At 60.0% G+C, this 26,294-nt stretch carries 26 protein-coding genes; 10 read left to right on the top strand and 16 right to left on the bottom strand.

Translation table 11 applies throughout. The annotated features are described in order from the left end of the window. Positions 1-5 precede the first annotated feature (5 nt). From AC1DV9_RS27800 to AC1DV9_RS27780, 5 genes are all read left to right on the top strand, one after another. A complete protein-coding gene (locus AC1DV9_RS27800) occupies positions 6-947 on the top strand; it encodes a FliM/FliN family flagellar motor switch protein (protein WP_477951002.1) in 942 nt (313 codons plus the stop codon). Between the two features lie 64 nt (positions 948-1,011). Beyond that, the gene (gene fliN, locus AC1DV9_RS27795) at positions 1,012-1,578 is read left to right on the top strand and encodes a flagellar motor switch protein FliN (RefSeq protein ID WP_112538620.1); all 567 of its coding nucleotides are present in this window, start codon (positions 1,012-1,014) and stop codon (positions 1,576-1,578) included. A gap of 30 nt (positions 1,579-1,608) precedes the next feature. Then, entirely contained in the window at positions 1,609-2,649 is a 1,041-nt protein-coding gene (fliG, locus tag AC1DV9_RS27790; protein WP_112387588.1) for a flagellar motor switch protein FliG, read from the top strand. A gap of 129 nt (positions 2,650-2,778) precedes the next feature. After that, positions 2,779-3,861, top strand: coding sequence for a flagellar biosynthesis protein FlhB (flhB, locus tag AC1DV9_RS27785; RefSeq protein WP_477951000.1), 1,083 nt, complete (start codon positions 2,779-2,781; stop codon positions 3,859-3,861). 5 nt (positions 3,862-3,866) lie between these two features. Continuing rightward, positions 3,867-4,310, top strand: a complete 444-nt coding sequence (locus AC1DV9_RS27780) for a hypothetical protein (RefSeq protein ID WP_112387586.1) — start codon at positions 3,867-3,869, stop codon at positions 4,308-4,310. Between the two features lie 57 nt (positions 4,311-4,367). Here the strand turns inward: AC1DV9_RS27780 and visR are convergent, their stop codons facing one another. The 13 genes from visR to AC1DV9_RS27715 form a co-directional block, all read right to left on the bottom strand. Continuing rightward, positions 4,368-5,111, bottom strand: a complete 744-nt coding sequence (gene visR / locus AC1DV9_RS27775) for a transcriptional regulator VisR (protein ID WP_112387585.1) — start codon at positions 5,109-5,111, stop codon at positions 4,368-4,370. Positions 5,112-5,120: 9 nt separating this feature from the next. Further along, positions 5,121-5,867, bottom strand: coding sequence for a transcriptional regulator VisN (gene visN, locus AC1DV9_RS27770; protein ID WP_112387584.1), 747 nt, complete (start codon positions 5,865-5,867; stop codon positions 5,121-5,123). A gap of 583 nt (positions 5,868-6,450) precedes the next feature. Further along, positions 6,451-8,145 carry a flagellar basal-body MS-ring/collar protein FliF gene (gene fliF / locus AC1DV9_RS27765; RefSeq protein WP_310292929.1) on the bottom strand — a complete coding sequence of 565 codons (1,695 nt, stop codon included), beginning with the start codon at positions 8,143-8,145 and terminating at the stop codon, positions 6,451-6,453. 109 nt (positions 8,146-8,254) lie between these two features. After that, positions 8,255-8,644: a chemotaxis protein CheT gene (cheT, locus tag AC1DV9_RS27760; RefSeq protein ID WP_112387582.1), complete on the bottom strand. Its 390-nt coding sequence runs from the start codon at positions 8,642-8,644 to the stop codon at positions 8,255-8,257. A 16-nt stretch (positions 8,645-8,660) separates the two neighbouring features. Beyond that, positions 8,661-9,215 (bottom strand): chemoreceptor glutamine deamidase CheD, encoded by a 555-nt coding sequence (cheD, locus tag AC1DV9_RS27755; protein WP_112387581.1) that lies wholly within the window; start codon positions 9,213-9,215, stop codon positions 8,661-8,663. Further along, on the bottom strand, positions 9,212-9,601 hold the full coding sequence (locus AC1DV9_RS27750) for a response regulator (protein ID WP_112387580.1): 390 nt from the start codon (positions 9,599-9,601) through the stop codon (positions 9,212-9,214). Before AC1DV9_RS27750 ends, cheD begins: the two co-directional genes overlap by 4 nt. Beyond that, on the bottom strand, positions 9,601-10,647 hold the full coding sequence (gene cheB / locus AC1DV9_RS27745) for a protein-glutamate O-methylesterase CheB (protein WP_112513971.1): 1,047 nt from the start codon (positions 10,645-10,647) through the stop codon (positions 9,601-9,603). Before cheB ends, AC1DV9_RS27750 begins: the two co-directional genes overlap by 1 nt. Further along, entirely contained in the window at positions 10,644-11,555 is a 912-nt protein-coding gene (gene cheR, locus AC1DV9_RS27740; RefSeq protein WP_112387578.1) for a protein-glutamate O-methyltransferase CheR, read from the bottom strand. The genes cheB and cheR overlap by 4 nt, the downstream gene beginning before the upstream one ends. Continuing rightward, positions 11,552-12,019 carry a chemotaxis protein CheW gene (locus AC1DV9_RS27735; RefSeq protein ID WP_477950997.1) on the bottom strand — a complete coding sequence of 156 codons (468 nt, stop codon included), beginning with the start codon at positions 12,017-12,019 and terminating at the stop codon, positions 11,552-11,554. Before AC1DV9_RS27735 ends, cheR begins: the two co-directional genes overlap by 4 nt. 4 nt (positions 12,020-12,023) lie before the next feature. Then, on the bottom strand, positions 12,024-14,312 hold the full coding sequence (locus AC1DV9_RS27730) for a chemotaxis protein CheA (RefSeq protein WP_477950996.1): 2,289 nt from the start codon (positions 14,310-14,312) through the stop codon (positions 12,024-12,026). 17 nt (positions 14,313-14,329) lie between these two features. Beyond that, a complete protein-coding gene (gene cheY1 / locus AC1DV9_RS27725) occupies positions 14,330-14,695 on the bottom strand; it encodes a chemotaxis response regulator CheY1 (RefSeq protein ID WP_003570362.1) in 366 nt (121 codons plus the stop codon). Continuing rightward, on the bottom strand, positions 14,692-14,988 hold the full coding sequence (locus AC1DV9_RS27720; protein WP_112387575.1) for an STAS domain-containing protein: 297 nt from the start codon (positions 14,986-14,988) through the stop codon (positions 14,692-14,694). Before AC1DV9_RS27720 ends, cheY1 begins: the two co-directional genes overlap by 4 nt. A 63-nt stretch (positions 14,989-15,051) precedes the next feature. Beyond that, positions 15,052-16,683, bottom strand: coding sequence for a methyl-accepting chemotaxis protein (locus AC1DV9_RS27715; protein ID WP_477950995.1), 1,632 nt, complete (start codon positions 16,681-16,683; stop codon positions 15,052-15,054). Between the two features lie 643 nt (positions 16,684-17,326). Between AC1DV9_RS27715 and AC1DV9_RS27710 the strand changes: the two genes are divergently transcribed. Next, entirely contained in the window at positions 17,327-18,757 is a 1,431-nt protein-coding gene (locus AC1DV9_RS27710) for an ArnT family glycosyltransferase (RefSeq protein ID WP_477950993.1), read from the top strand. An 8-nt stretch (positions 18,758-18,765) separates the two neighbouring features. On the opposite strand, the gene AC1DV9_RS27705 is transcribed toward AC1DV9_RS27710, so the two are convergent. Then, positions 18,766-19,029 carry a helix-turn-helix transcriptional regulator gene (locus AC1DV9_RS27705; protein WP_477950991.1) on the bottom strand — a complete coding sequence of 88 codons (264 nt, stop codon included), beginning with the start codon at positions 19,027-19,029 and terminating at the stop codon, positions 18,766-18,768. Positions 19,030-19,108: 79 nt separating this feature from the next. Between AC1DV9_RS27705 and ybaL the strand changes: the two genes are divergently transcribed. From ybaL to AC1DV9_RS27685, 4 genes are all read left to right on the top strand, one after another. After that, positions 19,109-20,905 (top strand): YbaL family putative K(+) efflux transporter, encoded by a 1,797-nt coding sequence (gene ybaL / locus AC1DV9_RS27700; RefSeq protein WP_112513974.1) that lies wholly within the window; start codon positions 19,109-19,111, stop codon positions 20,903-20,905. A gap of 57 nt (positions 20,906-20,962) precedes the next feature. Further along, the gene (locus AC1DV9_RS27695; RefSeq protein ID WP_310292980.1) at positions 20,963-21,340 is read left to right on the top strand and encodes a hypothetical protein; all 378 of its coding nucleotides are present in this window, start codon (positions 20,963-20,965) and stop codon (positions 21,338-21,340) included. A gap of 86 nt (positions 21,341-21,426) precedes the next feature. Beyond that, positions 21,427-23,982 carry a protein translocase subunit SecD gene (gene secD, locus AC1DV9_RS27690; RefSeq protein WP_477950988.1) on the top strand — a complete coding sequence of 852 codons (2,556 nt, stop codon included), beginning with the start codon at positions 21,427-21,429 and terminating at the stop codon, positions 23,980-23,982. A gap of 94 nt (positions 23,983-24,076) precedes the next feature. Continuing rightward, on the top strand, positions 24,077-24,778 hold the full coding sequence (locus AC1DV9_RS27685; protein WP_477950986.1) for a sensor histidine kinase: 702 nt from the start codon (positions 24,077-24,079) through the stop codon (positions 24,776-24,778). A 4-nt stretch (positions 24,779-24,782) separates the two neighbouring features. On the opposite strand, the gene AC1DV9_RS27680 is transcribed toward AC1DV9_RS27685, so the two are convergent. After that, on the bottom strand, positions 24,783-25,220 hold the full coding sequence (locus tag AC1DV9_RS27680) for a response regulator (protein ID WP_112513976.1): 438 nt from the start codon (positions 25,218-25,220) through the stop codon (positions 24,783-24,785). Positions 25,221-25,234: 14 nt separating this feature from the next. Next, a complete protein-coding gene (locus tag AC1DV9_RS27675; RefSeq protein WP_112387566.1) occupies positions 25,235-25,939 on the bottom strand; it encodes a response regulator transcription factor in 705 nt (234 codons plus the stop codon). Between the last annotated feature and the right edge of the window lie 355 nt (positions 25,940-26,294).

The raw sequence follows: 26,294 nt of genomic DNA, 5'->3' as shown, positions 1-26,294 counted from the left end.
CGACCATGAACAACGTTGCACTAGAGAAACCGGCAATGAATGCCGCACTGTTGGCCAAGCTTACTGGCCGTCTCGGTGACAAGGCGACCATCGACAAACTCTGTGCCGCCTTTGCGGACGTCTACATCGAATTCATGCCCGACATCTTCAAGAGCGAGACGGGCCTCGAAGTGACGATCGGATATCTCGGCTGCGATTCCGGCTACAAGAACGACCTGATTGCCGATCTCGGCGCCAACTCGACACTCGTCGATGCAACGCTGCGCAACTGGTCACAGGACATCACGCTTTCCTGCGGCAACGGCTTCATCATCACACTGATGGAAAGCCTGCTGGGTGCCGCACCCGAAACGATCGAGCAGCCGGCCGACCGCCTGCTTTCGGTGATCGAACTGGAACTCGGTGTCATGGTGTTCGACAAGATCGCCAGCGTGCTGCGCTCCGCGGTCAACGCGCCTGGCGGCTTCGAGCCAATACTGGAACTGCCGCATGCACTGGAAAACCGCGCAAAGCCTTCCGAAGACAAGCCGGACGAATTTGCGGCTGCGATCAACATGTCGATCACGCTTGCCGGGATGACATCGGAATTCTCGCTGGTCGTGCTGCAGTCGGCGCTGCTCAAGACGCAGATTTCGGCGCCGAAGGCGAAGAGCCAGTCGTCGAAGTCTTCGGAATGGGCGGAGCAGATCGGGCACCAGGTCCGCCGCTCGCATGTGACGCTCGAAGCCAAGATCCGCCTTCAGGATCTGACGCTGCGCACGATTTCCAAGCTTGCTGCCGGCGATGTCATTCCGTTCCGAGACGAGCAGGATGTCCGCGTCGAAGTCAGCGCCAATAGCAAGGAATTGTATGTGTGCGAGTTCGGGCGTTCCGGCGAGAATTATACCGTCCGGGTGAAGGATACGATGAGCTCCGACGACGAGCTCATCCGCCACTTAATGAATTAATCGGTTCCCGCCATTTTGGCTGCCACGGCAGCTTGAGGCAAGTTTCAACTGGAATAGTGATTTCATGGCTACGAAGAAAACACAGCAGAACGACGATCTGTCATTGGAGCTTCCGGGCAACGAGGCTGACCTCGATCAGGCGATCGATGATCTTCGCGGGGTCCTGAAGCAGGATTCCGACGGCGGCCTTGCTGATTTCGGCGGCGACGCCGACGCGTTCAGCACCGGCACGGATCTTTCGGCATTTGGCGACTTCGGTGGCGAAGACGAAGCAGCTCCGGCATTTGGCGGCGGTGACTTCGGCGGCGACTCGGATTTCGGTGATACCGGTTTCTCGGCATCGAGCGGCGAACCTGCTCCACTTGGCAGCGCGCTGTCTTCGAATTTCGAACTGATCATGGACATTCCGATCGATGTCCAGATCATGCTCGGAAGCAGCCGCATGCAGGTTTCCGGCCTGATGAACCTCAACGAGGGCGCAACGATCGCGCTCGACAAGAGGATCGGCGAGCCGGTTGATATCATGGTGAATGGCCGCAAGATTGCGCGCGGCGAAATCACCGTTCTTGAGAATGACGACACGCGTTTCGGCGTTAAACTGATAGAAGTTTTAAGTACCAAAAAAGCCTGATCCCGGTTTTAGGGACGGAGAGGTTAGACCATGATGGACTTTGACGATTTCAGCGGCGCCATTGCCGGGAAACCGTTGACCCAGGCTGAAAAGGCAGCGGCTGTTCTTCTCGCAATGGGAAAGGGCGTCGCTGGCCGGCTGTTAAAATATTTCACGCAGGCTGAGTTACAGACGATCATCTCTTCGGCGCAGGCGCTTCGCGCGATTCCGCCGGATGAACTGCTTGGCCTCGTTGCCGAATTTGAGGACTTGTTCACCGAAGGCGCAGGCCTGATGGACAATGCCAAGGCAATCGAGAGCATTCTTGAAGAAGGCCTCACCCCCGACGAAGTCGACAGCTTGCTCGGACGCCGCACGGCGTTCCAGGCCTATGAGACGTCGATCTGGGATCGTCTCGGCGAAGGCGACCCGGCCTTCATCGGCAAGTTCCTGCTGCGCGAACATCCGCAGACCATCGCCTATATCCTCTCCATGATGCCGTCGTCGTTCGGCGCCAAGGTGCTAATGCAGCTGCCCGACAGCCGCCGTGCCGACATCATGAACCGTACCGTCAATCTCAAGACCGTCAGCCCCAAGGCGGCGCAGATCATCGAAAAGCAGGTCATGACGCTGCTGGCCGAGATCGACGCCGAGAAGAATTCGAGCGGCTCCAACAAGGTCGCCGAGCTGATGAACGAGATGGACAAGCCGCAGGTCGATACGCTGCTCACCTCGCTCGAATCGATCAACCGCGAAGCGGTCAACAAGGTTCGTCCGAAGATCTTCCTCTTCGAAGATCTGCTCTACATGCCGCAGCGCAGCCGCGTCATGCTTCTCAACGACATCTCGGCAGACATTCTGACGATGGCTCTGCGCGGCGCTCCTCCGGAGATCCGCGAATCGGTTCTCGCTTCGATCAGCCCGCGCCAGCGCCGCATGATCGAATCGGACCTGCAGAGCGGCACCGCCGGCATCAATCCACGCGAAATCGCGATTGCCCGGCGCGCCGTTGCCCAAGAAGCGATTCGTTTGGCCAATTCCGGCCAGATCCAGCTCAAGGAAACCGAGGGCGAGGCTTCGGCGGCGGCCTAAGCCATCGGAGCTGTTGACAAATCTCTGCTCCTGGCGCTGCGCGGTTGATCGCCATGCCCCGGGGGACTACCCTTCGAACATCAGGCCGCGATCTGTCGCGGCCTTTTGCGTTCAGGGAGTGCGGCTGACTTGGCTGACGATGACGACAAGGACAGCAAAACAGAAGCCCCGACAGGCAAAAAGCTGTCGGACGCGGCCGAGAAAGGCAATACGCCTTTCTCGCGAGAGGTGCCGATCTTTGCCACTGTTCTCGCAACCTATGTCTATCTGACGTTCTATCTGCCGGACGGTATCAGTACGGTCAGCGAGCAGTTACGCGATATTTTCGAGCAACCGGACCAGTGGAAGATCGAGACCGGGCCGGATGCGCTGTCGCTTTTCGTGCATCTTGGCTGGGTCAGCGCCGTATTGTTGACGCCGGCCATGCTGCTTTTCATGTCGTTCGGCCTGATCGCCTCGCTCAGCCAGAACCTTCCGAGCCTGGTTCTCGAGCGCATTCGTCCGCAGTTCTCGCGTCTGTCGCCGGCCAAGGGCCTTTCGCGCATGTTCAGCCTGCCGGGCCTGATCGAATTCGGCAAATCCCTGTTCAAGGTCGTCATCGTCGGCATCGTCATGTTCTTCGTGCTGAAGAGCGAATATTTCAGCTCGATCGACTCGATGTTCTCGGACCCGCAGACGTTCTTCGATCGGGCCATGGCGATCATGCGCAAGATCGTGCTGATCGTGCTCTTTGCAACCGCCTTTGTTGCCATCGCCGACTTCTTCTGGACGCGCCATCACTGGTTCAGCGAATTGAAGATGACGCGCCACGAAGTGAAGGAAGAAAACAAGCAGTCGCAGGGTGACCCCTTCGTCAAGGGACGCCAGCGCTCGCTGATGCGTGACCGCGCCCGCCGCCGCATGATCGCCAATGTGGAGCGTGCGACGATGGTGATCGCCAACCCGACCCACTTTGCCGTGGCGCTGCGCTATGTGCGCGAGGAAAACGACGCGCCTGTCGTCATTGCCAAGGGTCAAGACCTCATTGCGTTGAAAATCAGAGAGATAGCCGAGAAGAACGGAATCCCGGTTTTCGAAGATCCGCCGCTTGCACGCTCCATGTTTGCGCAAGTCTCGATAGATAGTGTCATCCCGTCAGTCTTCTACAAGGCCGTCGCGGAGCTCATCCACCGGGTGTATGCCGCACAAGCCAAGAACAAGCGGGTCAGATAAGTCGAATGAAGAAATGCCCTTACTCCTCGCAGCGTGAAAGAATTCTTGCTGAGGCGATCAGCCCGGTTGCAACGGAGCTTCGGCTTCTCGACGCCTCCGATCTGATTTCGCTGCTGCGATTCGAGTATTACGGCAATCTCGCCGATCTGGTGGCGTCTGCTGCCGAGCTGTTTTTCCATCCAGGCACAGTGAATTTCGGCCTTGGCGGCAATTACACTCTGGAATGGGGCGGCAAGCCCGAAGTCGTGCTCGATCTGGAGATCAAGCCGCGCGGTGTCACTGTCTACGCACAACTGACGCTTGCCGAAGACCATGCCGGCATCGAGATCAACCACATCGCCTTCCAGGATCCGTCTGCCGATCCGGACGAGAACACGGCGTATCTGGAGCGCAGCCTCAACGAGTCGCGCTACAACGTGCGTCCGGCGCTTCACGCCCTCGCAGGCTAGTCCTTCATCTCATCGAAACGCAGCCCGGCCGGCATGTTCGCGCCGGGCACTTATTTCTCAGCTGATGTAGCCGAGGCGGATCGCCTTGGCGATCGCCTGGATGCGGTTGACCGAATCCAGCTTGATCGTTGCCGAGCCGAGATAGGCGTTGACGGTGTGAACCGAGAGACCAAGCTTGTCGGCGATCTCTTCGCTGATGCGGCCGTCACCGGCGAGCTGCAGGCAGGCGATCTCGCGTTCGCTCAAGGCTTCGGCGACTGCCGCGCGGCGCTCGTCCAGCGACAGCAGGTCCATCATGATATGGCTGCTGCGGCCGTGGAGCTCGATGATCGTATCGCTGCCGGGCTCCATGTAGTCGCCGACGAAGACCACGTAGCCGTTACCGTTGGCGCCAAGGCGCACCGGGAAAGCCATGCCCGAGAACGGCAGCAGGCCGTCCTTCAGGCGCGTCATGAACGGCGCAAAGGCTGCGGGGCCCGGAGCGGCGCGGTCGTGCCCACCGGCCCATGTCAGCGGTAACAGAGACTTGTCGATATGTTCGAGCAGGACGTCACCGTAGGCATCGACGAAGGCCTTCGCGGCCCCGCTGGATGGTCCCCAGTTCTCAAGCTCGCAGACGAGCCGCTGCTTGGCCGGTACGCCCGATCCGCTGACGCGGTACACGCCGAAATTCTGTGCGTCGGCCATCTTCTGCATGGCGACCAGGCGCGGAAACAGATCCGAACGGCTGGATACCCTGCTCATCCGCATCGATCTTATCTGCTCTGCATTTCCCATCGTTCTGGTTGACGTCTGCCCCATGTATCCCTCTCAGACCAGACTGTTCCTGACCGCAAATGCAATCGCTTCGGACCGCGTCTTGGTGGCGGTCTTACGCATCACGCTTGTGATGTAGTTGTTGATCGTGTTGCGCGAGATGCCGAGGATCATCGCGATCTCGTCGCTGGTCTTGCCCTCGGCAATCCAGAACAGGCATTCGAGCTCGCGTTCGGTCAATTCGAAATCGCGGTCGGCTTTGGTGCCGCCGCAGCGCAGGAAGCTTGCGAAGTATCCGGCCAGCAGACCAACGTCGCGAAGACGCTCGGGCGACAGGATGAAGCCGTCGTCGAACAGGAACATCAGCGACAGGCGGGAACGCCCGACATTGAAGGAGAGCGAGCAATACTGCCGGCTGGCGCCATCAGGCACATCGGCACTGTCGGGCAGCAGAGCGAAACTCGGCTGGAAAAGCTGCATCGACTTCTCGAGCTCGGTCGTGCGCGAGTAACCGCCGACGATGGCGCTGGCTAGATCCTTGACGAGATCGAAGGGCCAATCGGATGAGACGATGAAATCCAGGCCCTCTTCCTGCACAAGGTCAGAGCGGGCAAGCAGATAGTGGGAGGCACCGACATAATCGGTCAGCGTGCGCATCGCAGGTTGCATCCGGCCGGTTTCTGCGATCTCGCCGAGCTGTTTGATCAGCTCGTCGCGCGAACACAGGCTAGAGGCCTGAAGGCCAATAAAATTCGCCGTCTGATTTTCGCCCTTAAGCGACTGCAATATATGCATATCCATAGGCAGCGTCCTGCGGCTGAAACCAATCTCTGCAAATGCACTAACTGCGCAGGTCCAACGCCGGCCCACGGCAACCCTTACACGAATCACTCAAGCCTAGGCGAAGCGCTCTAAACCGCCATCTCCGAGTTCTGGGGATTTACTCTTGCCGCATTCCATGCGCTGATTCGCAGGCAGTGATCGCTCGATTAATTTCTAGTAAAACTAAATTGATTCTCCGCTTGCCGCAACACAATTCGCGCCTTACGCGAGCGAAGAAAAGACCAAATATCACACCAATATATAATGTATATCCGTTGAAACGTATAATCATCAGCAAAAATTTCAATAACAACTCTAAACATACTTGAAATATCTCCAGATTAACTCTTTCGATATTCTTGTGTATTTCCGCATATCACGCAATCAAGAGTATATGCTTTGCCTGGGGATTAAGGCCATTTTGCCACAATCGGACAAAATGTGTTCTGCTTGCGTCACGGACGCATTCCCCCAAAAAAGGTCAGTCAAGCTGACCGACCGGCATGGGACGACCAGCGCATCCTGCAGACAAAGAAAAAGGCCGGTTGCCCGGCCTTTGATCTTACGCGGCGTTGTCGACCGCCCATTTTCTGAGGATTTTCGCAGCGCGCTCCTCGTTGATCTCGACCATTCGCGATAGCTTGCGCTCCGGGCCTTCCTTGACGCGGCGATTGAAGTTGCCGTCGTCGTCGCCGAGGCTGAGAAGATCTTCGGTGCTGTCGAAGCCGAAGTCCGAACCGAAGCCGTCCATGAGGGCGCCGCCGCCGCCGGCTGCACCGGCCGGTGCGAAGTCGGGCAGTTCGAGACCGGCCGATTCCGGCGAGCTGTCGCCGATGACCCCTGCCCCACCGACACCGATCGTGCGAGCCAGCGGACGCATGCCCATCCAGACCACGATAAAGGCGACGCCCAGGAAGGCCAGCGAGTTGATGATCGTCGCGAGGTTGCGGCTCAGCATGTCGAGGACGCGGACACCGCCGGAGGTACCATCATCCAGAAGCTGGTTTTCGAGGAAGTCCATTGCCGTTACAGTGACGACGTCGCCGCGGTTCGCGTCGATACCGGCCGCAGACGAGACAATGCTCTTCATCTCAGCGAGATAGGCGTCGATCTTGGCCTGGTCAGCGGGCTCGCCGACCATCTTTGCAATGCGGCCCTTGTTCACGACAACAGCGATGGACAGCTTCTCCATCTTGTAGCTGTTGCGGGTCGTGGCCGTGGTCTTGCTGTTGATTTCGTAGTTGGTCTGCTCTTCCTTCTTGTCCGACTTGTCTTCCGACTGCGGACCTGCGGTACCGCCAGCCTCAGGTGCGGCCTGCGGAACGTTCTGCTCGACCGTCGTCGCGTTGTCGGACTGCTTCTGGGAAGACTGGTTGGCTTCCTTGGTGGTACGGACGGAGCGCTCGACCTTGGATTCCGGATCGTAGGTGGTTTCCTGGATCTGCTGAGCGTCGGTGTTCAGGTTTGCCGTGACGCTGGAGCGAAAGTTGTCCATGCCGAGAAAGGGTGCGAGCGCCTTATCGATGTTGGATTCGACTTCCTGCTGAACGTTCTGGACGATCCCGAGAGAACGATTAAGCGAGTTGTTGCCGGCCTCGTCGCCGGACGCCAGCAGCTGTCCGGTGGAATCGAGAATAGTGACGTCATCGACGTCGAGCCCCGGCACGGCCGAAGCGACCAGGTGACGGATAGAGCTCGCAGCGCTTCGACCGGCCGTAGCGCTCGCGCGGATCATAACGGAAGCCGTCGGCTTCTGCTCGGCTTTACGGAAGTTTCCGACCTCCGGCATGACGATGTGGACGCGGGCAGCGTTGATGCCCGAGATCGACTGGATGGTGCGACCGATTTCACCTTCAAGCGCGCGAACGCGGGTGACTTCCTGCATGAACGACGTCAGGCCGAGCGAGCCGACCTTGTCGAACAGCTCGTAGCCGGCATTGGCGCTGTTCGGCAGACCGCGTTCGGCCAGCAGCAGACGGGCCTTGCCCGTCATTCCAGCCGGAACGGTGATGCTCGAGCCGTCAGTGCCGACTTCGAAAGACATGTTGTTTTCGGCCAGCGCCATGCTGATCTGATTGAGATCGGGGCTGTCGAGACCTACGTAAAGGGTTTCCTGGGCAGGCTTATTAACAAAAAGAGCCGCAGCCAAAACAATTGCTATTGAAAGAACACCTACACCCGCAAGCGCCAGCAAGCGGGTCCGGCCTAGCGAACCGAGGTTCTTCATGACCTGAACTAATTGATTTAACAGATTCATTCTGTTCTCGCACGATCCGTCAAAGACAAAACAGGCTTATTGCCTCATTCCTTGATAGAGACCGAAACTTGTGCGAGCGTTTCGTCAGGGCATGCTTGGAAGGCAGAGACTAGAAAAAGTCGAAGTCGCCTGCGGCCTTGCTGAGAGGCTGGGAATGGCCGTGGCGCGTGCCGCCACCGAGCGCCTTCTGCATCTCTGCAAGCTTCACGAGGCTGAGTGCCGTCGCAACATCGACGGTCCAGTTCTGCGGGATTTCTCCGGTGATCGTGTCGATGAATTCGGCAAGGCCGCGCGTCTTCTGGACAGCGAGATCGATGCCCTGCATCACCTTCATGCTGTCAGGGGCGTTCAATATGTCTGCGCCACCGATTTCGAGGAGCTGCGGCTCGATACGTTCAATAAGATAGGCAACATCATGCAGCTCGGAAACGATGCGCATGAGAAGGTCCGGCAACGCCTCCAATGGCGAGGGCGGTTCAATGGGGGCGCTAAAAGTCATATAAAAATCCTCGGTATCAGAAAAACTCGATACTAGTTTCAACCGGTTTCGGCGGAGCAGCAGGACGCTGTTCAAGAGCCACAGTCTTTTGCGTTTCAGCACCAGTCAGCGGGTATTGACGGGCACGGCCGGAAACCGGCCAGAATTCCAGCTTGCGGCCATGGTCGCCGCCGGTGCTGGAACCGACCACGGGGATTCCTTCGTCCCTCAGGAACTGCGCGGCAAAAGCGGCATTCTGCTCGCCGACATTGGAGAAGGTCGAGATGGTCTTCGCCCCTCCAAAGATCTTGGCCTCAAGGCGGTCGCGGCGCGCGCCCTGCTTCAGAAGGCCGTTGATCAGCAATTCCATCAGATGCACGCCGTAACGCGTCGCATCCCCGCCGGTCATCGGCGTGTTTCCGGTCCCCGGCAGAAGGAAATGGTTCATACCGCCCACTCCTGCCACTGGATCCCGCAGGCAAGCAGCCACGCACGAGCCAAGAATGGTCGTCAGAACCGCGTTCGGATCATTCAAGACTTTCCATTCGCCTTGGATAATGTGGACACGGCGGGCTGCTGCCTCGACTGTCATTTCAGTGCTCCGAACACGGCTTCAATGGCCGCTTTCATCTTTTCGATGGTGAACGGCTTTGCCAGCACGTTGTTGGCTCCGAGGGCTGCGGCCTTCGTGACCAATGCACGGTCGCCCTGCGCGGTCAGGATAATGAACGCTGCCTTCTTGGTGGCCGGGTTGGTGCGCACGGCCTGCAGCAGACCGAGACCATCCATCTTCGGCATGTTGAAGTCCGAGATGACCAGGTGGTGCGGCTGCTGGGCCATGATCTTCATGCCCTGTTCGCCGTCGCCAGCAGAGGTGATCTGCTTGAAACCGAGCTGGGTCAGCGCATCACTGAGCAGCAGGCGGCTGGTGACCTGATCGTCAACGATCAGAACCTTAATTTTCTCCGCTATCGACATTATTCTGTCCCTTCCTTCCGGGCGGCTGTCATTTTCAGTATTTCTTCGCCGATCGCATTCAGTGGCAGCTGATGCTCAACGGCGCCAAGCTCATAGGCAACACGGGGCATTCCGTAGACCACGCAGGTCTTTTCGTTCTGACCGATGGTGCGCGCGCCGGCATGGCGCATTTTCAGCAGGCCAGCCGCGCCATCGCGGCCCATGCCTGTCAGGATCACGCCGACCGAGTTACGGCCGGCAAGTTCTGCGACGGAATCGAACAGCACATCGACAGAAGGGCGATGGCCATTGACAGGGTCGCGTTCGACGAGCCGGCAGTGCGGCGCCGAGACATTGGCGACCTGCAGGTGTCGTTCACCTCCTGGTGCCAGATAAATCTTGCCAATTTCCAAACGTGCGCCGTCCGTCGCCTCTTCGACCACAGGCGCGCAGAGGCGGTTCAGCCGTTCCGCGAAGCTTTTGGTGAAGGTCGGCGGCATATGCTGGGTGATCACCGTCGGCGGGCAATTGGCCGGAAACTTCTGCAGAACCGCGATCAGAGCCTCGACACCGCCGGTCGATGAGCCGATTGCGACGATCTTGCGGCCGACGCGGAAATCGGCAACTGCGGGCGGCGCGACGGGAGCCGCGGCCGGGCGCTGGGTGAACTGGCGCTGGGTGCGGGCCGCAGCCTTGACCTTTTCGGCGAGATCGCCGAACGGGCGCAGATCGCCGGGTGCCGGCTTTCCGATACAGTCGAAAGCACCGATCTCAAGCGCTGCAAGGCTGGCCTCGGCTCCGCGATGCGTCAGTGTCGATACCATGATCACCGGCATCGGGCGCAGGCGCATGATCTTCTCGAGGAAATCGAGACCATTCATGTTAGGCATTTCGATGTCGAGCGTGACGACATCGGGATTAAGCTTCTTGATCGCCTCGCGGGCTTCAAGCGCATCGCCGGCCTGGCCGATGACGCTGACATCCGGATCGGCGCTCAGCACAGCCGTAATCAGGCCGCGCATGGTCGGTGAATCATCGACGACGAGGACCCTTGCAGGAGCACTCATGCCTTCCTCCCAACACCCTTCGTGGTGTAGCGGTAGGTGGTGATACCGATATTGTCGAAGACGTTCTTGGCGTCACCGGACACGCGCTCGGAATGGCCGATGTAGAGATGGCCACCCTCAGGCAGAAGCTCGGCGAAGCGGGACCAGATCTTCATCTGCGTCGGCTCATCGAAATAGATCACCACGTTGCGGCAGAAGATGACGTCGAACTTGCCCTTGAAGGGCCACTGCGCCATCAGGTTCAATTCATTGTAGGTGATAAGGCGCTTGACGCGGTCATCAACCTGGAATTTGCGGCGGCCCTGGATATCGACTTCCGAGAACCATTGCTTGCGCATGGCGGGAGACACCGTTTCCAGCGCGCTCTCGTCGTAGGCGCCCTGGCGGGCAATCGCCAGGATCTTCGGATCGATATCGGTCGCCAGGATCTTGAAGTCGTAGTCGGCGATATTGGGCATCATCGCCAAAACCGTCAGCGCGATCGAATAGGGCTCCTGACCATCCGACGAGGCAGCCGACCAGATGCGAACGCGGCCGCCCATCTTTGCGCGATGCAGGAGCTCCGGCAGGACATTGTCGCGCAGATGATCGAAGTGATGGTTTTCGCGGAAGAAACGCGTGAAATTGGTCGTCAGATGCGACAGCATTTCACGGCGCGGCGCAGCACCCGAGGGCGAAGCCACCAGAGAACAGTATTCACGGAAACCCGACAGGCCAAGGCTGCGGATATGCTTTGACAGGCGCGAATAGACGAGCGACGCCTTCGTTTCGTTGAGAAAGATCCCCGCGTCCGAGTAGATCATGGCGGCGATCTCCGAGAGGTCGCGGCGGGTCAGCGGATATTCGCCGCTCGCCAGAACCTCGTCAGGACTTCCCTGCCGCACATCTTTTGCACTCATTACGGTCATGCGGCTTCGCTTTCGGCTTCCGGGAAGAGGGCTTCAAGTTCGATAAGGCAGATCATCCGCTTGTCGATTGCCAGGATGCCACGGGCAAACTGGCGCTGGATATCGGATGAGATTTCAGGCGTCGGCTGAATGTTTTCGTCCGTCACAGTCAGAATGTCTGACACGGCATCGACCAGCAGACCGACGACCTTCCGTTTGACCTGCGCCACGATAATGACGTGGCGGGCCGACGGTACAGTCGCCCTCATTCCGAGGCGGGCCGACAGATCGATGATCGGCAGGACCGCGCCACGAAGATTGATGACACCCTTCATGTAGCCGGGCGCATGCGGCATTTCTGTCGCAGGCGTCCATCCGCGAATTTCGCGGACCGACATGATATTCACGCAAAATTCCTGCTCACCGATGCGGAAGGCGATGAGTTCGCTATCCCCTTGGTTCAGATTTTTCACGCCGTAGGACATTGTCTTAACCTGCCGCCGCCAAGGAGATTTCTTGCTTCAGGGCCTGGCCGCGCGATGCGCCGACCACCGCATCGACGTCGAGGATGAGCGCCACGCGGCCATCTCCGAGGATCGTTGCAGCCGCGATACCCGGAACGTGGGTATAGTTGGCTTCCAGGCTCTTGATGACGACCTGGCGCTGACCCTGAATGGCATCGACCATCAGAGCGCGCTGACCGCCACCTTCGGATTCCACCAGCAGGGCGACACCTTCGACAGGGTTTGCCTGGGTGGCGCGGAAGTTGAGGATCCGGCCCACATCCACCAGCGGGCAGAAGGAGTTGCGGATCGAGATCAGGCGATGGCTCGCACCGAAGGAGTGGATCGCAGCCGCTTCCGGCTGCAATGTCTCGACGATTGCCGTCAGCGGCACGACCAGCGTCTGGCCGGCGACCGTGACGACCATGCCGTCGAGGACGGCGAGTGTCAGCGGCAGGCTCATCGTGAAGACCGATCCATGGCCCGGCTTCGAGGTGATGTTGATGCGGCCGCCGAGCGCCTGGATCGAGCGCTTGACGACGTCCATGCCGACCCCGCGGCCGGAGATATCGGAGATCTTGTCGGCCGTGGAGAAGCCCGGCAGGAAGATCAGGTTGTCGATTTCTTCATCCGACAGGTTGGCATCGGCCGGGATCAGCTCGTTGGCAATTGCCTTCTGCTTGACCTTTTCGCGGTTGATGCCGGCGCCGTCGTCGGCGAGTTCGATCAGGATGCGGCCCGAACGATGCTTTGCCGTCAGGCGAACCGTGCCTTCCGGATTCTTTCCGAGCGCCGTGCGCTTCTCCGGGCTTTCGACGCCGTGGTCGACTGCGTTACGGATCATGTGCGTCAGCGGTTCGGCAAGCTTGTCAATGACCGTCTTGTCGACTTCGGTGTTTTCACCTTCGGTGATCAGGCGGATCGACTTACCGGTCATGTCGGCGATTTCGCGGACGATACGCGACATACGCTGGAAGACCGGCTTCACCGGCTGCGCGCGGATCGCCATGACCGAGTCCTGGATCTCGCGGGTGAGCTGCTGCAGCTCCTCGAGGCCCATGTTGACGGCAGACGTACCGGTCGCGTCGTTTTCGATGACACTCTGCGAGAGCATCGCCTGATTGATGACGAGCTCGCCGACGAGGTTGATCAGGCGGTCGACGCGATCGAGATCGACGCGGATCGTCTGGCCGGCGCTGGCGGCAGCGGCGTTGTTCTGGGCAGCGGCTGCGGCAGCAGCGCTGGCAGCGGCGGCCGATTCCTTCTTCTCGACGCGGGAAGCGGCAGCAGCCATTTGCGTGACGTTGGAAGCCGTCTCGGCGGCGGCAACAGCAGCAGCGGCATCCGACTTTGCCGTTTCGGCAGGTGCTTCAGCGCCTTCGTCGAGAACGGAGAGATCGAAGGGAACCGGCACCATCGGCAGTTCGTCGTTGGAAGCTTCGGCGGCCTTGGCGTCTTCGACAGGGGTGATCGTCAGATCGCAATCCCACTCGGCAAATTCGAAGACGGTACGGATGGCGTCTTCACCCTTGTCCGTGCGGAGCGTAACGTTCCAGAAGAAATAGGCCGCTTCCGGGTCGATCTCGTCGATGCCGACGAGAGCGTCCGTGTTGCAGTAGATGCTCATCTCGCCGAGGCGGGAAAGATCGCGCAGCAGGAGGGTAGCGTCGTTACCCTTCGAGTAGAGATCCGAGCGCGGCTTGAAGACGATCTCGTAGGCCGGCAGATCGGAACCGGCTTCTTCTTCGTCGCCGAAATCGCCGAAGGAGAACGGGATCGGCTGGAAGCCGCTGTCGTCGGTCGGTACGGGCGCTGCAGCAACCGGTGCCGGAGCGGGCTTTGCGGCGGGCTTCGGGGCCGGGGCTTCGGCAGCAGCGGCGGCCGACGGTATTTCGCCGTGCGCCAGCGCTTCAAGTTCCTTCACCAGGCCGCGGCTGCGCGTTTCGTCGACGCTGCCGCCGTCGCGGGCGGCGTTGGTCAGATCCGCCAGAACGTCGGCCGACTTCAGCATGACCTTCAGGACGTCCTGGTTGGGCTCAAGCTTGTTGGAACGAACGCAATCAAGTGTAGTCTCGAACACATGGGCGAAGGCGACGAGATCGTCCAGACCGAAGGCGCCAGCGCCGCCCTTGATCGAGTGGACGGCACGGAACACCGCGTTGACGGTTTCCGGATCGCGATCGCCATCATTCAGTTTCAGCAGACCGGATTCCAGTTCGGCGAGCTGTTCCTCGCACTCCTGAAAAAAGATCTCTTTGATTTCGTTCATATCCATAGGAGAAGTTCCTGGGTTTAAGCGGTTACACGCTCAATGGCATCGATCAGCTTGGCAGGGTCGAAAGGCTTGACGATCCAGCCTGTCGCACCGGCCTGGCGGGCACGGTTCTTCTTTTCAGCGTCGCTTTCGGTGGTCAGCACCAGGATCGGAATCGCACGGTACTTTTCGTTGCGGCGAACGCCTTCGATGAAGCCAAAACCGTCGAGACGCGGCATGTTGATGTCGGTGACGATGACGTCAGGGTTGGATTCTTCGAGGACTTCGAGGCCCTCGACGCCGTCTTCCGCCTGGATCGTCTCGAAGCCCGCATTGTTGAGCGTCACGAGAAGCATGTTTCGGATCGTCCGTGAGTCATCCACGGTAAGCACTTTTTTCTTCATTGCCGGATCTCCTTGGCAAGCAGGTGGTCTACATCGACGCCGACCAGCTGCATGGTTTTTTCGAATGCATCAGACATCTTCGAGAAGCTGAACGACAGCTTGTCCTGATCCCAGGTCTTCTCTGCTGCCAGCAATACCTGCGTGCACAGACCGCCGACCCGCTCGACGCTGGACGCATCGATAACGATGTCGCTACCGCGCATTGCCAGAAGCTTGTCGCGCAGTGGCGCCGCTTCATTGAGGTCGAGTATCGCTGCAAGATTAAGCGTCTTGCCGCTCTTCTTCGCTGCCATCAGCCTGTCCTTGTTTCCTTGTGTCCCGCCCTCGAATGCGAGCGGCCCTCATATTCAGATAGGTTAGTAAACATTCCGCCCTCCGAGGCCTGAAACCTGGCGGGAAAAACCGAAATCTTCGTTGTCGTATTGCTCGTCGAGCGTCATCGGCCGGGCAGCGATCTCGACACGCGGCTGGACCGCCGGACGGGCGATCTTCTGGCGCACCGGCTGCGCATTTTCGCGAGCGATGCGGAATTCGCGGATCGTCTGGCCGAGTTCCAGGATGACGGTATGCAGGTGGTCGGCGCCATCGGCCGAATTGCGGGCGACGCCTGCGCTTGCCGCAACATCGGCGCCAAGGTTTTTCACGTCACCGGTCAGCGCATCGAGGCTCGCCGCGTGCTCACCGGTATTTGCGGCAATGGTGGTGATCGCCTCGTTGATGCCGGTGACCTGGCGGACGATGCTGCCGATCGAATCCTGCGTGCGGCCGACCATCTGTACGCCGGCATCGACCTGTGCCTTGGTGGTAGAGACCAGCGTCTTGATTTCACGGGCTGCTTCCGCCGAACGTTGCGCCAGAGCCCGGACTTCCTGAGCGACGACGGCAAAGCCGCGGCCGGAATCACCGGCGCGCGCCGCTTCGATACCGGCATTGAGCGCCAGAAGGTTGGTCTGGAAGGCAATCTCGTCGATCGTGCCGATGATCTGGCCGATCTTTTCCGCCGACTGCTCGATATCGGCCATGGCGGATATCGCCCGGCCGACGACAGCGCCACTTTCCTCGGCGGCAACACGCGTCGAGGCTGCGGCCTGTTCGGCAGCGCGGCTTCCCGCTGCACCCTGGCGGACGCTTTCGGCGATGGCCTGTAGTGCAGCGGCCGACGACTGCAGCTCGTCAGCTTGCCCGGCGGCGCGTCCAGCAAACCCCTTCGAGACATCCGAGAGCGAGCGCGTCGATAGCTCTGCTCTCTGTGTCCGGTCGGAGATCTGCGTGAATTCTGCCTGCAGGGTGTCGAGCGCACTATTGAGAGCGGCGGCAATCTCGGCATGAGCGCCGTCAGTCTCGACAGGTGCGCGCACCGTGAGATCGCGGGCGACGAGACCGTCGATGACATCGGCGAAGATGCGGGCGACGTCGTCCTTGTCCTTGGCGCGCTGTTCCGAGAGCAGATGTGCCTGCGATGCGCGCAAAGCATTGAAGCGAAGCGACACGGCGATTTCGACATCGACCATGACCAGGCGGATGATCGCGGTCATCATCCCGGTGATTTCCCTGGCGCGGCGCTTTGCACCTGGAAGCAGCGGCTTGCCGGCAAGATCGCCTGCGAGGCCCGAGATCAGATGCTCCAGCATGACGCCGTGACCGGCGACGTGCCAGCGCGGGTCGAGGCCCATCTTGCTTTCGGTATCGGACAGAACCTTGACGCGCTCGGCATACAGACCGTCGAACCGGGCATCGGTCAGCACATCCCAGTGCGACGATTGCAGGTCGTGCAGCCGGTCGAGCTGGCGGTCGTTCTGAAAATTTTCTGCCGCATCAGGGAAAGCCTGGAAGCGCTGAAAGAGATCGCGCAGGCCGCTCTTCAGCTGGCCCTCGAGCAGCGGGCGGTGACGGCGGACAAGCTCGCATTGCTCGGCATCGAGGCCGGCAAAGCGCAGGCGGTCGCGGAGGCTGCCTGCCTGTGCGCCCTTGGCCTGATCTGATGGCATATCCTGCCGCAATGCCTGTCCCCAACAACATCCGGACCTTGTCCGGTGAAAAAACCGTTTTGCTCCATCCGACGAGCACAATGCAGGGAGGCCTTTGTCACCGGCATATGGCCGGAGAACAGGCGTCTCCCATCAACAGAAATCTGTTTCGGAAAAGAGATGGATACCGGATCGAGCCGGTACGGCGGGACGGCGTCATGCCTGGTGGGAACGAGCAACATTTCCCATTCCGACGTGTATCGCAATGTTTATGGTTAATTCCTTGCTTGAAGGTTAATGCGGATTTTAATCAGCCAAGCTTTTGAAAGCATTCCTGAGCCTACAAACGAAATAGTCCCAAGGAGTTGCAGGCATGCTACAAGTCCTGCGCAAGCTTTGTGTTATATCCCACCCTTAAGACATGACATGATGTCGTTAAGGATAGAGCAATGATTGTTCTCGGACTGGGATCCTGCCTCATCGCAATCGCTACGCTGGCCGCCGTTGCCCTGCTCGATCAAATCGAAGCACGCCGCGGCTCAAGCGATCTGCGCGTTCTCTGAAAAGCCTTTCGCTGCGGCATAGTGCGGCTTTCTGAGCTGCCCTTGTTGGCAGCCCTGCCCGGCTGATGTATGGCAAGCGCCTTAACCAGCGGAAGTACCATATGTCAGCCAGAACCGGCCTTTTCATCATTCTTGCCGTCACCCTGTGGCGCATTGTGACGTTGCATTTCGACACGACGGATTTCTTCGTCGACGAGGCGCAATACTGGTTCTGGTCGCAAAATCTCGATTTCGGTTACTACTCGAAGCCGCCAATGATCGCCTGGTTCATCCGCGCCTTCACTGCTCTCGGCGGGTCGAGCGATATCTTCTGGGTGCGTGTCGGCGGCCCGATTGTGCATGCGGCAACCGCCGTTTTGCTGATGAAGCTTGCCAAGCGCTTCGCCGGTCCCGAGATCGAAGGCTGGACGGGCGCGATCTATGTGACGATGCCTGCGGTGGCGCTGTCTTCCGTGTTCTTCTCCACCGACGTGGTGCTGCTGTTCTTCATGACGATCGGCCTCTGGGCCTATGCGGGCCTGACGAAAAAGCCGTCGGTCGGCCTGGCGCTTTTGATGGGGGCTGCGTTCGGATGCTCGTTCCTATCCAAATACGCGATCCTTTTCGTCGTTCCCGGCGGACTCATCGCCCTGCTGTTCGTGCCGGCCGCGCGCATCGCCTGGCGCGACTTCTTCATTTCCGTGGTAACGGCGCTTGTTTTTGCGGCGCCGAACCTCTGGTGGAACTTCACGCATGATGCGACCACCGTTCGCCACACCGAAGACATCGCCAAATGGGACAAGATGAAGCTCGACTTCGCCGGAGCCGGAGAGTTCTTCGCCGCACAATTCGGCGTCGTCGGACCGATCATCTTCTTCGCGATGCTTTGGGCGGCGTGGCGGATGATCAGAGGCAGAAGCGGCGAAACCGAGAAACTGCTCGTCTGGTTCTCGCTGCCGGTCGTCTTCCTGATCACGCTGCAGGCTTTCGTCGCCAAGGCCGAGGCGAACTGGGGCGTCACGGCCTATGTCGCAGGCACCGTGCTTGCCGTCTCCATCCTTGCGCAGCTATGGCCGAAGGGCCTCAAGATTTCGCTCAGCATCGGCGCATTTGCGAGCATCGTCTTCCCGCTTGCGACGATCTTCGCGCATCAACTGGTGCTGCCGGGCGGCAATGAGATCATGAAACGCTATCTCGGCCGTGCCGATATCAGCCGCGAGGCCGCCGAGCTGGCGAAGCAGGCGGGCGCCGCGGCAATCGTCACCGACAACCGTGATTTCATCGCCGACATGTTCCACACGCTGCGCGCCGATCCGGTGAAGGTATACGCCCGGCCGCCGGCCGATTTCCCGAAGAGCTACTACGAGCAGAATTTTGCCCTGCCCGCGGGATCTCAGGAGCCGGTGCTGTTCGTCAGCCGTTACGAACTCACCTGCACCAATGGCGGCACCGCTGAGCTCGTGAAGAGCTGGCAGCCCGCCAATGGCTACTATCGCGGCAAGACTATCTATGCCTACAAGACGCCGGGCACCTGCTTTGACAAGCAATCGTAGCAGATAGCTTAACCGGTATTTCGCGGGGGCAGGCATAGGCCGGTCCCCGCCCCCTCGACATCGACGAATTTCACGCCGCCATCCTCGAAGGCGAGGCGCAGCTGTGCCTCCGTCGCACGATGGATTTCGTGGTGCCGTCCCTCGTAGTCGCGTATCGTGCTGCGCGAGACCGCGGCCTTGTCTGCAAGGTCGCTCTGCGTCCAATCGAGCAGGCCACGTGCTGCGCGGCATAAAGCAGGCGTCAGAATTGTTTCTTTTGCGCCTTGACCCATGATTTTAAGTCACCCATATTGGTCAACATAAGCCATATATGTCATGTTTTGAACGGGAATGCCAGATCGGGAGATTGCGATGCCGCACGATACACCTTTGATTTCGACAATTGTCGGGGGTCTCGTGCTGGCGTTTATCTTCGGCGCCATTGCCAACAGGCTGAAATTGCCGCCGCTCGTGGGTTACCTGCTCGCCGGTATCCTCGTTGGCCCGCACACGCCTGGCTATGTGGCTGACCAGAATCTCGCGCCCGAACTTGCCGAAATCGGCGTTATCCTGCTGATGTTCGGCGTCGGTCTGCATTTCTCGCTGAAAGACCTCCTCTCCGTTCGCGGCATCGCGGTTCCCGGCGCGATCGTGCAGATTGCCTTTGCGACACTGCTCGGCTGGGGTCTGGGCTGGCTGATGGGATGGCCGACGGGCGGCAGTCTCGTCTTTGGTCTCGCTCTCTCCGTCGCCTCGACAGTCGTCCTTCTCAAAGCATTGCAGGAGCGGCGGCTGGTCGAGACGGAGCGCGGCAAGATCGCCGTCGGCTGGCTGATCGTCGAAGATCTTGCGATGGTTCTGGCTCTCGTTCTCATCCCGGCCGCCGCCAGCATCGGCGGTGGTGAGCATGCGACGGTCGAGCCGCTGTCTGCTGGTCTCAACCGGTTGCTCGGGCTCGACCTCGGCATTGGTGGCATCATCGGCATGACGCTGGTTAAGGTAGCGCTGTTCGTGGCGCTGATGCTGATCTTCGGGCGAAAGCTGATCCCCTGGACGATGCATCGCATCGCTCATACCGGTTCGCGCGAGCTCTTCCGCCTAGGCGTTCTGGCAATCGCGCTCGGCGTGGCCTTCGGCGCCTCGAAGATGTTCGGCGTTTCGCTGGCGCTCGGTGCCTTCTTCGCCGGCATGGTGCTTGCCGAAAGCGAGCTCAGCCACCGCGCCGCCCAGGAAAGCCTGCCGCTACGCGACGCTTTCGCGGTTCTGTTCTTCGTTTCCGTCGGCATGCTGTTCGATCCGAACATCCTGATCGAAAAGCCGCTGCCGGTTCTAGCCACTGTCTTCATCATCGTCATCGGCAAATCGGTTGCAGCCTTGCTGATCGTGCTGCTGTTCCGGAAATCCGTGAGCACCGCGCTGACGATTTCCGCAAGCCTTGGTCAGATCGGCGAATTCTCCTTCATTCTGGCGGCTCTCGGCGTCGATCTCGGCCTGCTGCCGGAAGAAGGCCGCGACCTGATCCTTGCAGGTGCGATCATCTCGATCATCCTCAATCCGGCGCTTTTCTATCTCTGCGATCGCATCAAGCCGCTTCTGGAGCGGCCGAAACGCGAGGAAGCGCCCGTGGAGGCTGCACCGGCCGAACCCGTCGAGCCTGAAGACGAGGTCCTTCCAACGGCACTGTCCGGCCACGCTATCCTTGTCGGCTATGGCCGCGTCGGCAGCATCGTCGGTCAGAACCTCAAATCCTCGGGCACGCCTTTCCTTGTCATCGAGGATGCGGAAAAGCGGATCGAGGAGCTGAAGGCACAGGGCGTGGAAACAGTAATGGGCAATGCCGCCGCCCGCGAAGTGCTCGATCTTGCCAACCTGACGGGCGCCCGTAGCCTTGTCATCGCCATTCCGAACGCCTTTGAGGCATGCCACGTCGCCGAGCTTGGCCGCGCGGTCAACCCGTCCATCCTCATCGTCGCGCGCGCCCATTCGGATGCAGAGGTCGAGGCGTTAAAGCAGTATGGCGCCGATACCGTGATCATGGGCGAACGAGAAATCGCCATGGGAATGGTTGACCGGCTGGCTCAAGTGCATCATGACAGTCCAGCCTATGAAGATGGGCCGGAGACTGATACAATTCCGCCAGCGGTCACAGAGCCGCCAGCGAAAGAATGACGGGTTTTTGCGCTTTTGAGCCGGTTTGAGAGCGAGATCGCAAGGAATGATGAGGGAATGCCGGATGCGCGCCGCCTGAGCGCTCGCATCGCCGTTTCCCTCGTGCTTGCAATCTTTGCCTATCTCGGCCTGCTGCTTGGCGGAAACCTTATTCTCGGACCCGATTCCCAGACCAACAATGCGTTGAGTGCACCTGGGAAGGAAACGCAGCCGCTGCAGCTGACGGCGCGTGAAGCCGTTCGCGGGCTGCTTGCTACCGACCGCAAGATCGCGCCAAAGCAGACGCTGCACGATTCCGATGCAGCCGCGCTGCCGCTTCTTCCACATCTCGAATTCGCCGAATGGCCGGCACCTGCGACTGCGGGCGTCACCGATACGGCCACCCGGCCCGCCGCCACGGCGGCCCATCAGCCTCGCGCACCGCCGCTCGCCTGATTTTCCGCGCCACTCGCGCTTCAAGAACATGCAGAGACACAGCCAGCGCCTTGCGCCGGCCTACTTTTATTCAAGGATCAGATAGAATGCGCAATTCACCATGGCTGGTGTTCACCTATTCGGTGATCATCGTGCTCGGCCTCATCATCGCGCTGCCGAACGTGCTGTCGCAAAGCACCCTCAGCAGGCTGCCGGCCTGGCTGCCGCATAGCCAGGTCTCCCTCGGCCTCGACCTTCGCGGCGGCTCGCACCTCGTTCTCGAAGTCGACGAAGCCGATCTGACCAAGGAACGGCTGCAGACCCTGCTGCAGGACGCCCGCCGCGTTCTGCGCGAAAAGAGCATCCAGACGAAGTCGATCGTTCTCAACAACAACCAGATCGTCGTTACCCCTGTTGATCCGGAACAGAGCGGCGCAGCGGTTACCCAGCTGCAGACGCTCGGCAACCCGATCAGCACGGGCCTCAGCGCCGGTCAGTCCGATCTCTCGGTCACGACCAACGGCGGCAACGTGATCGTCGCCTTCTCGCCGGCCGGTCTCGCAAGCCATGTCGATTCCGCCGTTCAACAGAGCCTTGAAGTCATCCGCCAGCGCGTCGACCAGGTTGGCGTTGCCGAACCGACGATCCAGCGCATCGGCGCGAACCGCGTTCTCGTGCAGCTGCCGGGCGCGCAGGATCCGTCGCGTCTGCGCCAGCTCCTCGGCTCGACCGCCAAGATGTCGTTCCACATGCTTGCCCCGAACAACCAGCCGGGTCCTGGTGTGACCATGCTGAAGGACGACAAGGGCGAGAGCTATCCGGTTCTCGACCGTGTCGAAATCTCCGGCGACCGCCTCTCGGATGCCCGCGTCGGCTTCGACCCGAATACGCATGAGCCGATCGTCAGCTTCCGCTTCGACAGCGCCGGTGCAACCCGCTTTGCCGATATCACCCGCCAGAATGTCGGCAATCCCTTCGCCATCGTTCTCGACGACAAGGTGCTGAGCGCGCCGGTCATCCGCGAACCGATCACCGGCGGCTCCGGCCAGATTTCCGGCAGCTTCTCGGCGGATACCGCAACGACGCTTGCAGCCATGCTGCGCGCCGGCGCCCTGCCCGCCAAGCTGACCGTCATCGAAGAACGCACCGTCGGTGCAGACCTCGGCGCCGATGCGATCCGCATGGGTATCTATTCGGGCATCGTCGGCTTCGTCCTCGTCGCCCTCTTCATCTTCGTCCTCTATGGCAAGTGGGGCTTCCTCGCGAACTTCGCCCTGCTGATCCACACGATCCTCACCTTCTCGGCCCTCACGCTGGTCGGCGCGACGCTGACGCTGCCGGGTATTGCCGGTATCGTGCTCGGCATCGGTCTGGCCGTTGACGCGAACGTTCTGATCAACGAGCGCATCCGCGAAGAAACGCGCAAGGGCAAGAGCGCCTTTGCCGCTATCGACACCGGCTTCCGCCGCGCCTACTCCACGATTATCGACGGCAACATGACGGCGCTGATTGCCGCCGCCATCCTGTTCTGGTTCGGCTCCGGCCCGGTCCGCGGCTTCGCCGTTACCATGGCTCTCGGCCTGATCATCTCGATGTTCACCTCGGTCGCCTTCGTTCGCGTCACGATGATCGAGATTACACGCCGCCAGAAGCTCAAGGTTCTGAACATCAAGCCGCTGCTGCCAATGATGTTCAACCCCTACGGCCGCCACATCCAGTTCATGAAGGCACGCTTCTTCGGCGTCAGCGTCTCGGCGCTGCTTTCGATCGCATCCGTCATCCTCTTCATCCATCCGGGCCTCAACTATGGCGTCGATTTCCGTGGTGGTATCCAGATGTCGGTCAAGACGACCGAGGCGGCCGATCTCGGCAAGTTCCGCGAAGGTCTGAACAGCCTTGGCCTCGGCGAAGTCTCCCTGCAGTCCTATGGTGACAACAACACCATGGCCGTGCGCGCACAGCGCCAGGACGGCGGCGAAGAAGCCCAGACCGTTGCTGTCGAGAAGCTGAAGAACGAGATCGTCAAGATCGATCCGTCGGCGACGGTGACTGGCACCGACGTCATCGGCCCGAAGGTCTCTGGCGAACTCGCATGGGCCGGCATCCTGTCCGTTGTCATCGCCAGTCTGGCGATGCTCGCCTATATCTGGGCGCGCTTCGAATGGCCGTTTGCGGTCGGCGCAATCGTCACGCTCGTTCTCGACGTGACGAAGGCGATCGGCTTCTTCGCGCTGACGGGCCTGGACTTCAACCTGACCGCTATCGCGGCGATCCTGACGCTTGTCGGCTACTCGGTGAACGACAAGGTCGTCGTTTACGACCGCATGCGTGAAAACATGCGTCTCTACAAGTCGATGCCGCTGCGCGAGATCATCGACCGCTCGATTAACGAGACGCTGGCCCGAAGCCTCTACACCAACGCGACGGCCTTCCTCGCGCTGCTACCGATGGCGATCTGGGGCGGCAGTGCCGTCGAAAGCTTCGCGATCCCGATGGTATTCGGCATTCTCGTTGCCGGAGCGTCGTCGATCTTCATCGCAGCCCCGATCCTGCTGTTCCTTGGCGACTGGCGCCGCCGCCACGCCAAGCCGGCGACAGACGCCAAGCCGGAAGCCGAGATCATTCCTCCGGCACCGGCAGAGCCGCGCAAGTCGATCGGCTAAAAACCGGTTGCTAACAAAAGCTTGAGGCGGGCGCCGGTTGCGGAACCGGCGCCCGCTTTCTATGGTGCTCCCAAGGTCGAGGGGAGATACCGCCATGTCATCCAGCACGACGCCGGAAGAGACCAGGAACACCGAGGAGCGGATCCGCCGCTTCCTGGCCGTGGCCTCTCACGACCTGCAGTCTCCGCTCCGTCACATCGCGATGTATTCCGAAATCCTGCTTGAGGATCTCGAAGGCCGGATCAGCGCCGACGAGAAGCAAAGCCTGACGACCATTCTCGAAAAGGTGCAGACGGCGCAGAAGCTGACCAAGGCACTGATGACTTTTGCATCGGGCACCCCGCAGGCCGCACGCGAGAATGTGGATCTGACCATCGCTTCTGAGACCGGGTGGTCTGAAGCCACGGCGGAGTTTCCAGAGAGCAAAGCCGTGCTGGCTCATCGCGGGCTGCCGGAACTGCGAACCGACCCCACCTTGCTGACGGCCGTGCTGAAGCAGCTCTTCGTCAACGCGATTGCCCATGGCGAGCGAGAGGACCTTCGGGTGGAAGTCGGGGCTGTGCGCGATAGCGGAGAGCTCGTCATTTCCGTCACCGATAACGGCCGGGGCATCGATCCCGCGCATCAGGCACGCATTTTCGAGGCGTTCTGGAAGCTGCCAAAAGCCGGAACAGTTCCCGGGCCGGGACTTGGCTTGACGGTTTGCCGTGAGCTGGCCGCGGCGCTTGGCGGCACGGTGAAGCTTGCGGCATCATCCGCCAGCGGCAGCCGGTTCGAAATCCGTCTGCCTGCCTGAGCCGTCAGATCGTGTAGTCATCCTTCCAGAAATCCGGGACGTCGTAGGTCACGTATTCACGGATGATATATTGCAGCGTCCGCGCATCCATCTCGTCCTTGCCGATACGGAAATCGACCCCGTAATCCGGAAACTGCTGGAAATACCCGTCCGAAATATCGGTCGAGATCACGCCGATGGGGCCGGTATAGCCGATACCGCGCAATTCCGGCACCGTCTCGCGGAAATCGGCATTCGGAAGCAGCCGGTTGTCGAGCAGGATCAGATCATAGCGCGCAGCCTTGATCTTCTCGAGGGCGTCACCGATCGACTGGGCGTATTCGACATCGACGGCCGGCTCCGAGAGGCTGCCGATCTTCTTCTTCAGTGAACGGAATTCAATGAACTCGTCGTCCACGAACAGGACCTTAACGGTCCGCCCGGCGCTTGTCTCGCCTGCCATACCATCCCCTCCGGTCACGAAACGAGCCCGTTCCGGAGCGCTATGGCTACCATATGTACGCGGTTGACCGCGTCGAGCTTTCTGACTGCCGCCGTAATATGCGAATTCACCGTATGCTCCGACAAACCGAGAATGATGGCGATCTCAGCAGAGGTCTTGCCTTCGCTCGTCCATTTGACGATCTCGGCTTCGCGCTGCGTCAGACGTCCAGACATTTCCTGGGTCAAGATTTCCTCGTACAGCTTGTCGAAGATACGCATGACGTCAAGCAGGACGTCGGCGATCTCGCTCTGGTCCGGCTCCTGGCGAACGCCGCTGAGCACCAGACAGTATCGCCGCCCCTCTGGCGTAAAGAGCGGAATCAACAGAAACGTGTTGCCGTTGAATTCGTTGAACACCAGATCGGCGGGATAACCTTCCAGCTGCGCGCTCTTGCCGAAAACCGGTGACGTGAGGAACTGCGCGGATTTCGCCTTGATCGCCCCCAGCGCCTCCTTCAGTGTACGGATAAACAGCGTCGCACGCCGCTCCGCCACGTTGGTGATGACGATTTCACGCTCTCCGAACGGCGCTGCCGCCTCGGAAATCTTTGCCAGAACGAAATTGTCGAAATGGTAGTGGTGTGCCGCCGCCTTGAACAAGCGGAAGAAATCGGTCCGGTTGATGGCCCGGTTCAGCTCGGGCCCAGTATGAAAAGGAACAGCCGCAGCATTGGTCATTCCGGCAACCTTACCTCGAAACTTCCAGAAGTCACTCCACACCATCCCGAAATCTTGGGATATACGTCCTAAACGCGAACAGTTACAAAAAAACCGAGACAGTTGATGGGGATAACGGGACGGGGACTTCCCAGTATCCCAAGGCAAACAAGCCCATCAATTTCTCAACCGCAAGTGATGCAAAGGCAGATATACTGAAATCGTAGTCTTACCTAGGTATCGCATTTTTCGTTGTTCATGATCTCATGAGTAGCGGGAAAAGTGCCGGAAGTAAGCGCGAGAGAGCCGATAGATCCATTCAGCTAAGGGGTTGGCTGAAGTTCGTGGCGGCGAATATGGGTCAGTCGGCTCTCTC

Source organism: Rhizobium sp. 01L410 (assembly GCF_056400165.1).
This window is presented reverse-complemented; position numbering and strand designations above follow the sequence as displayed.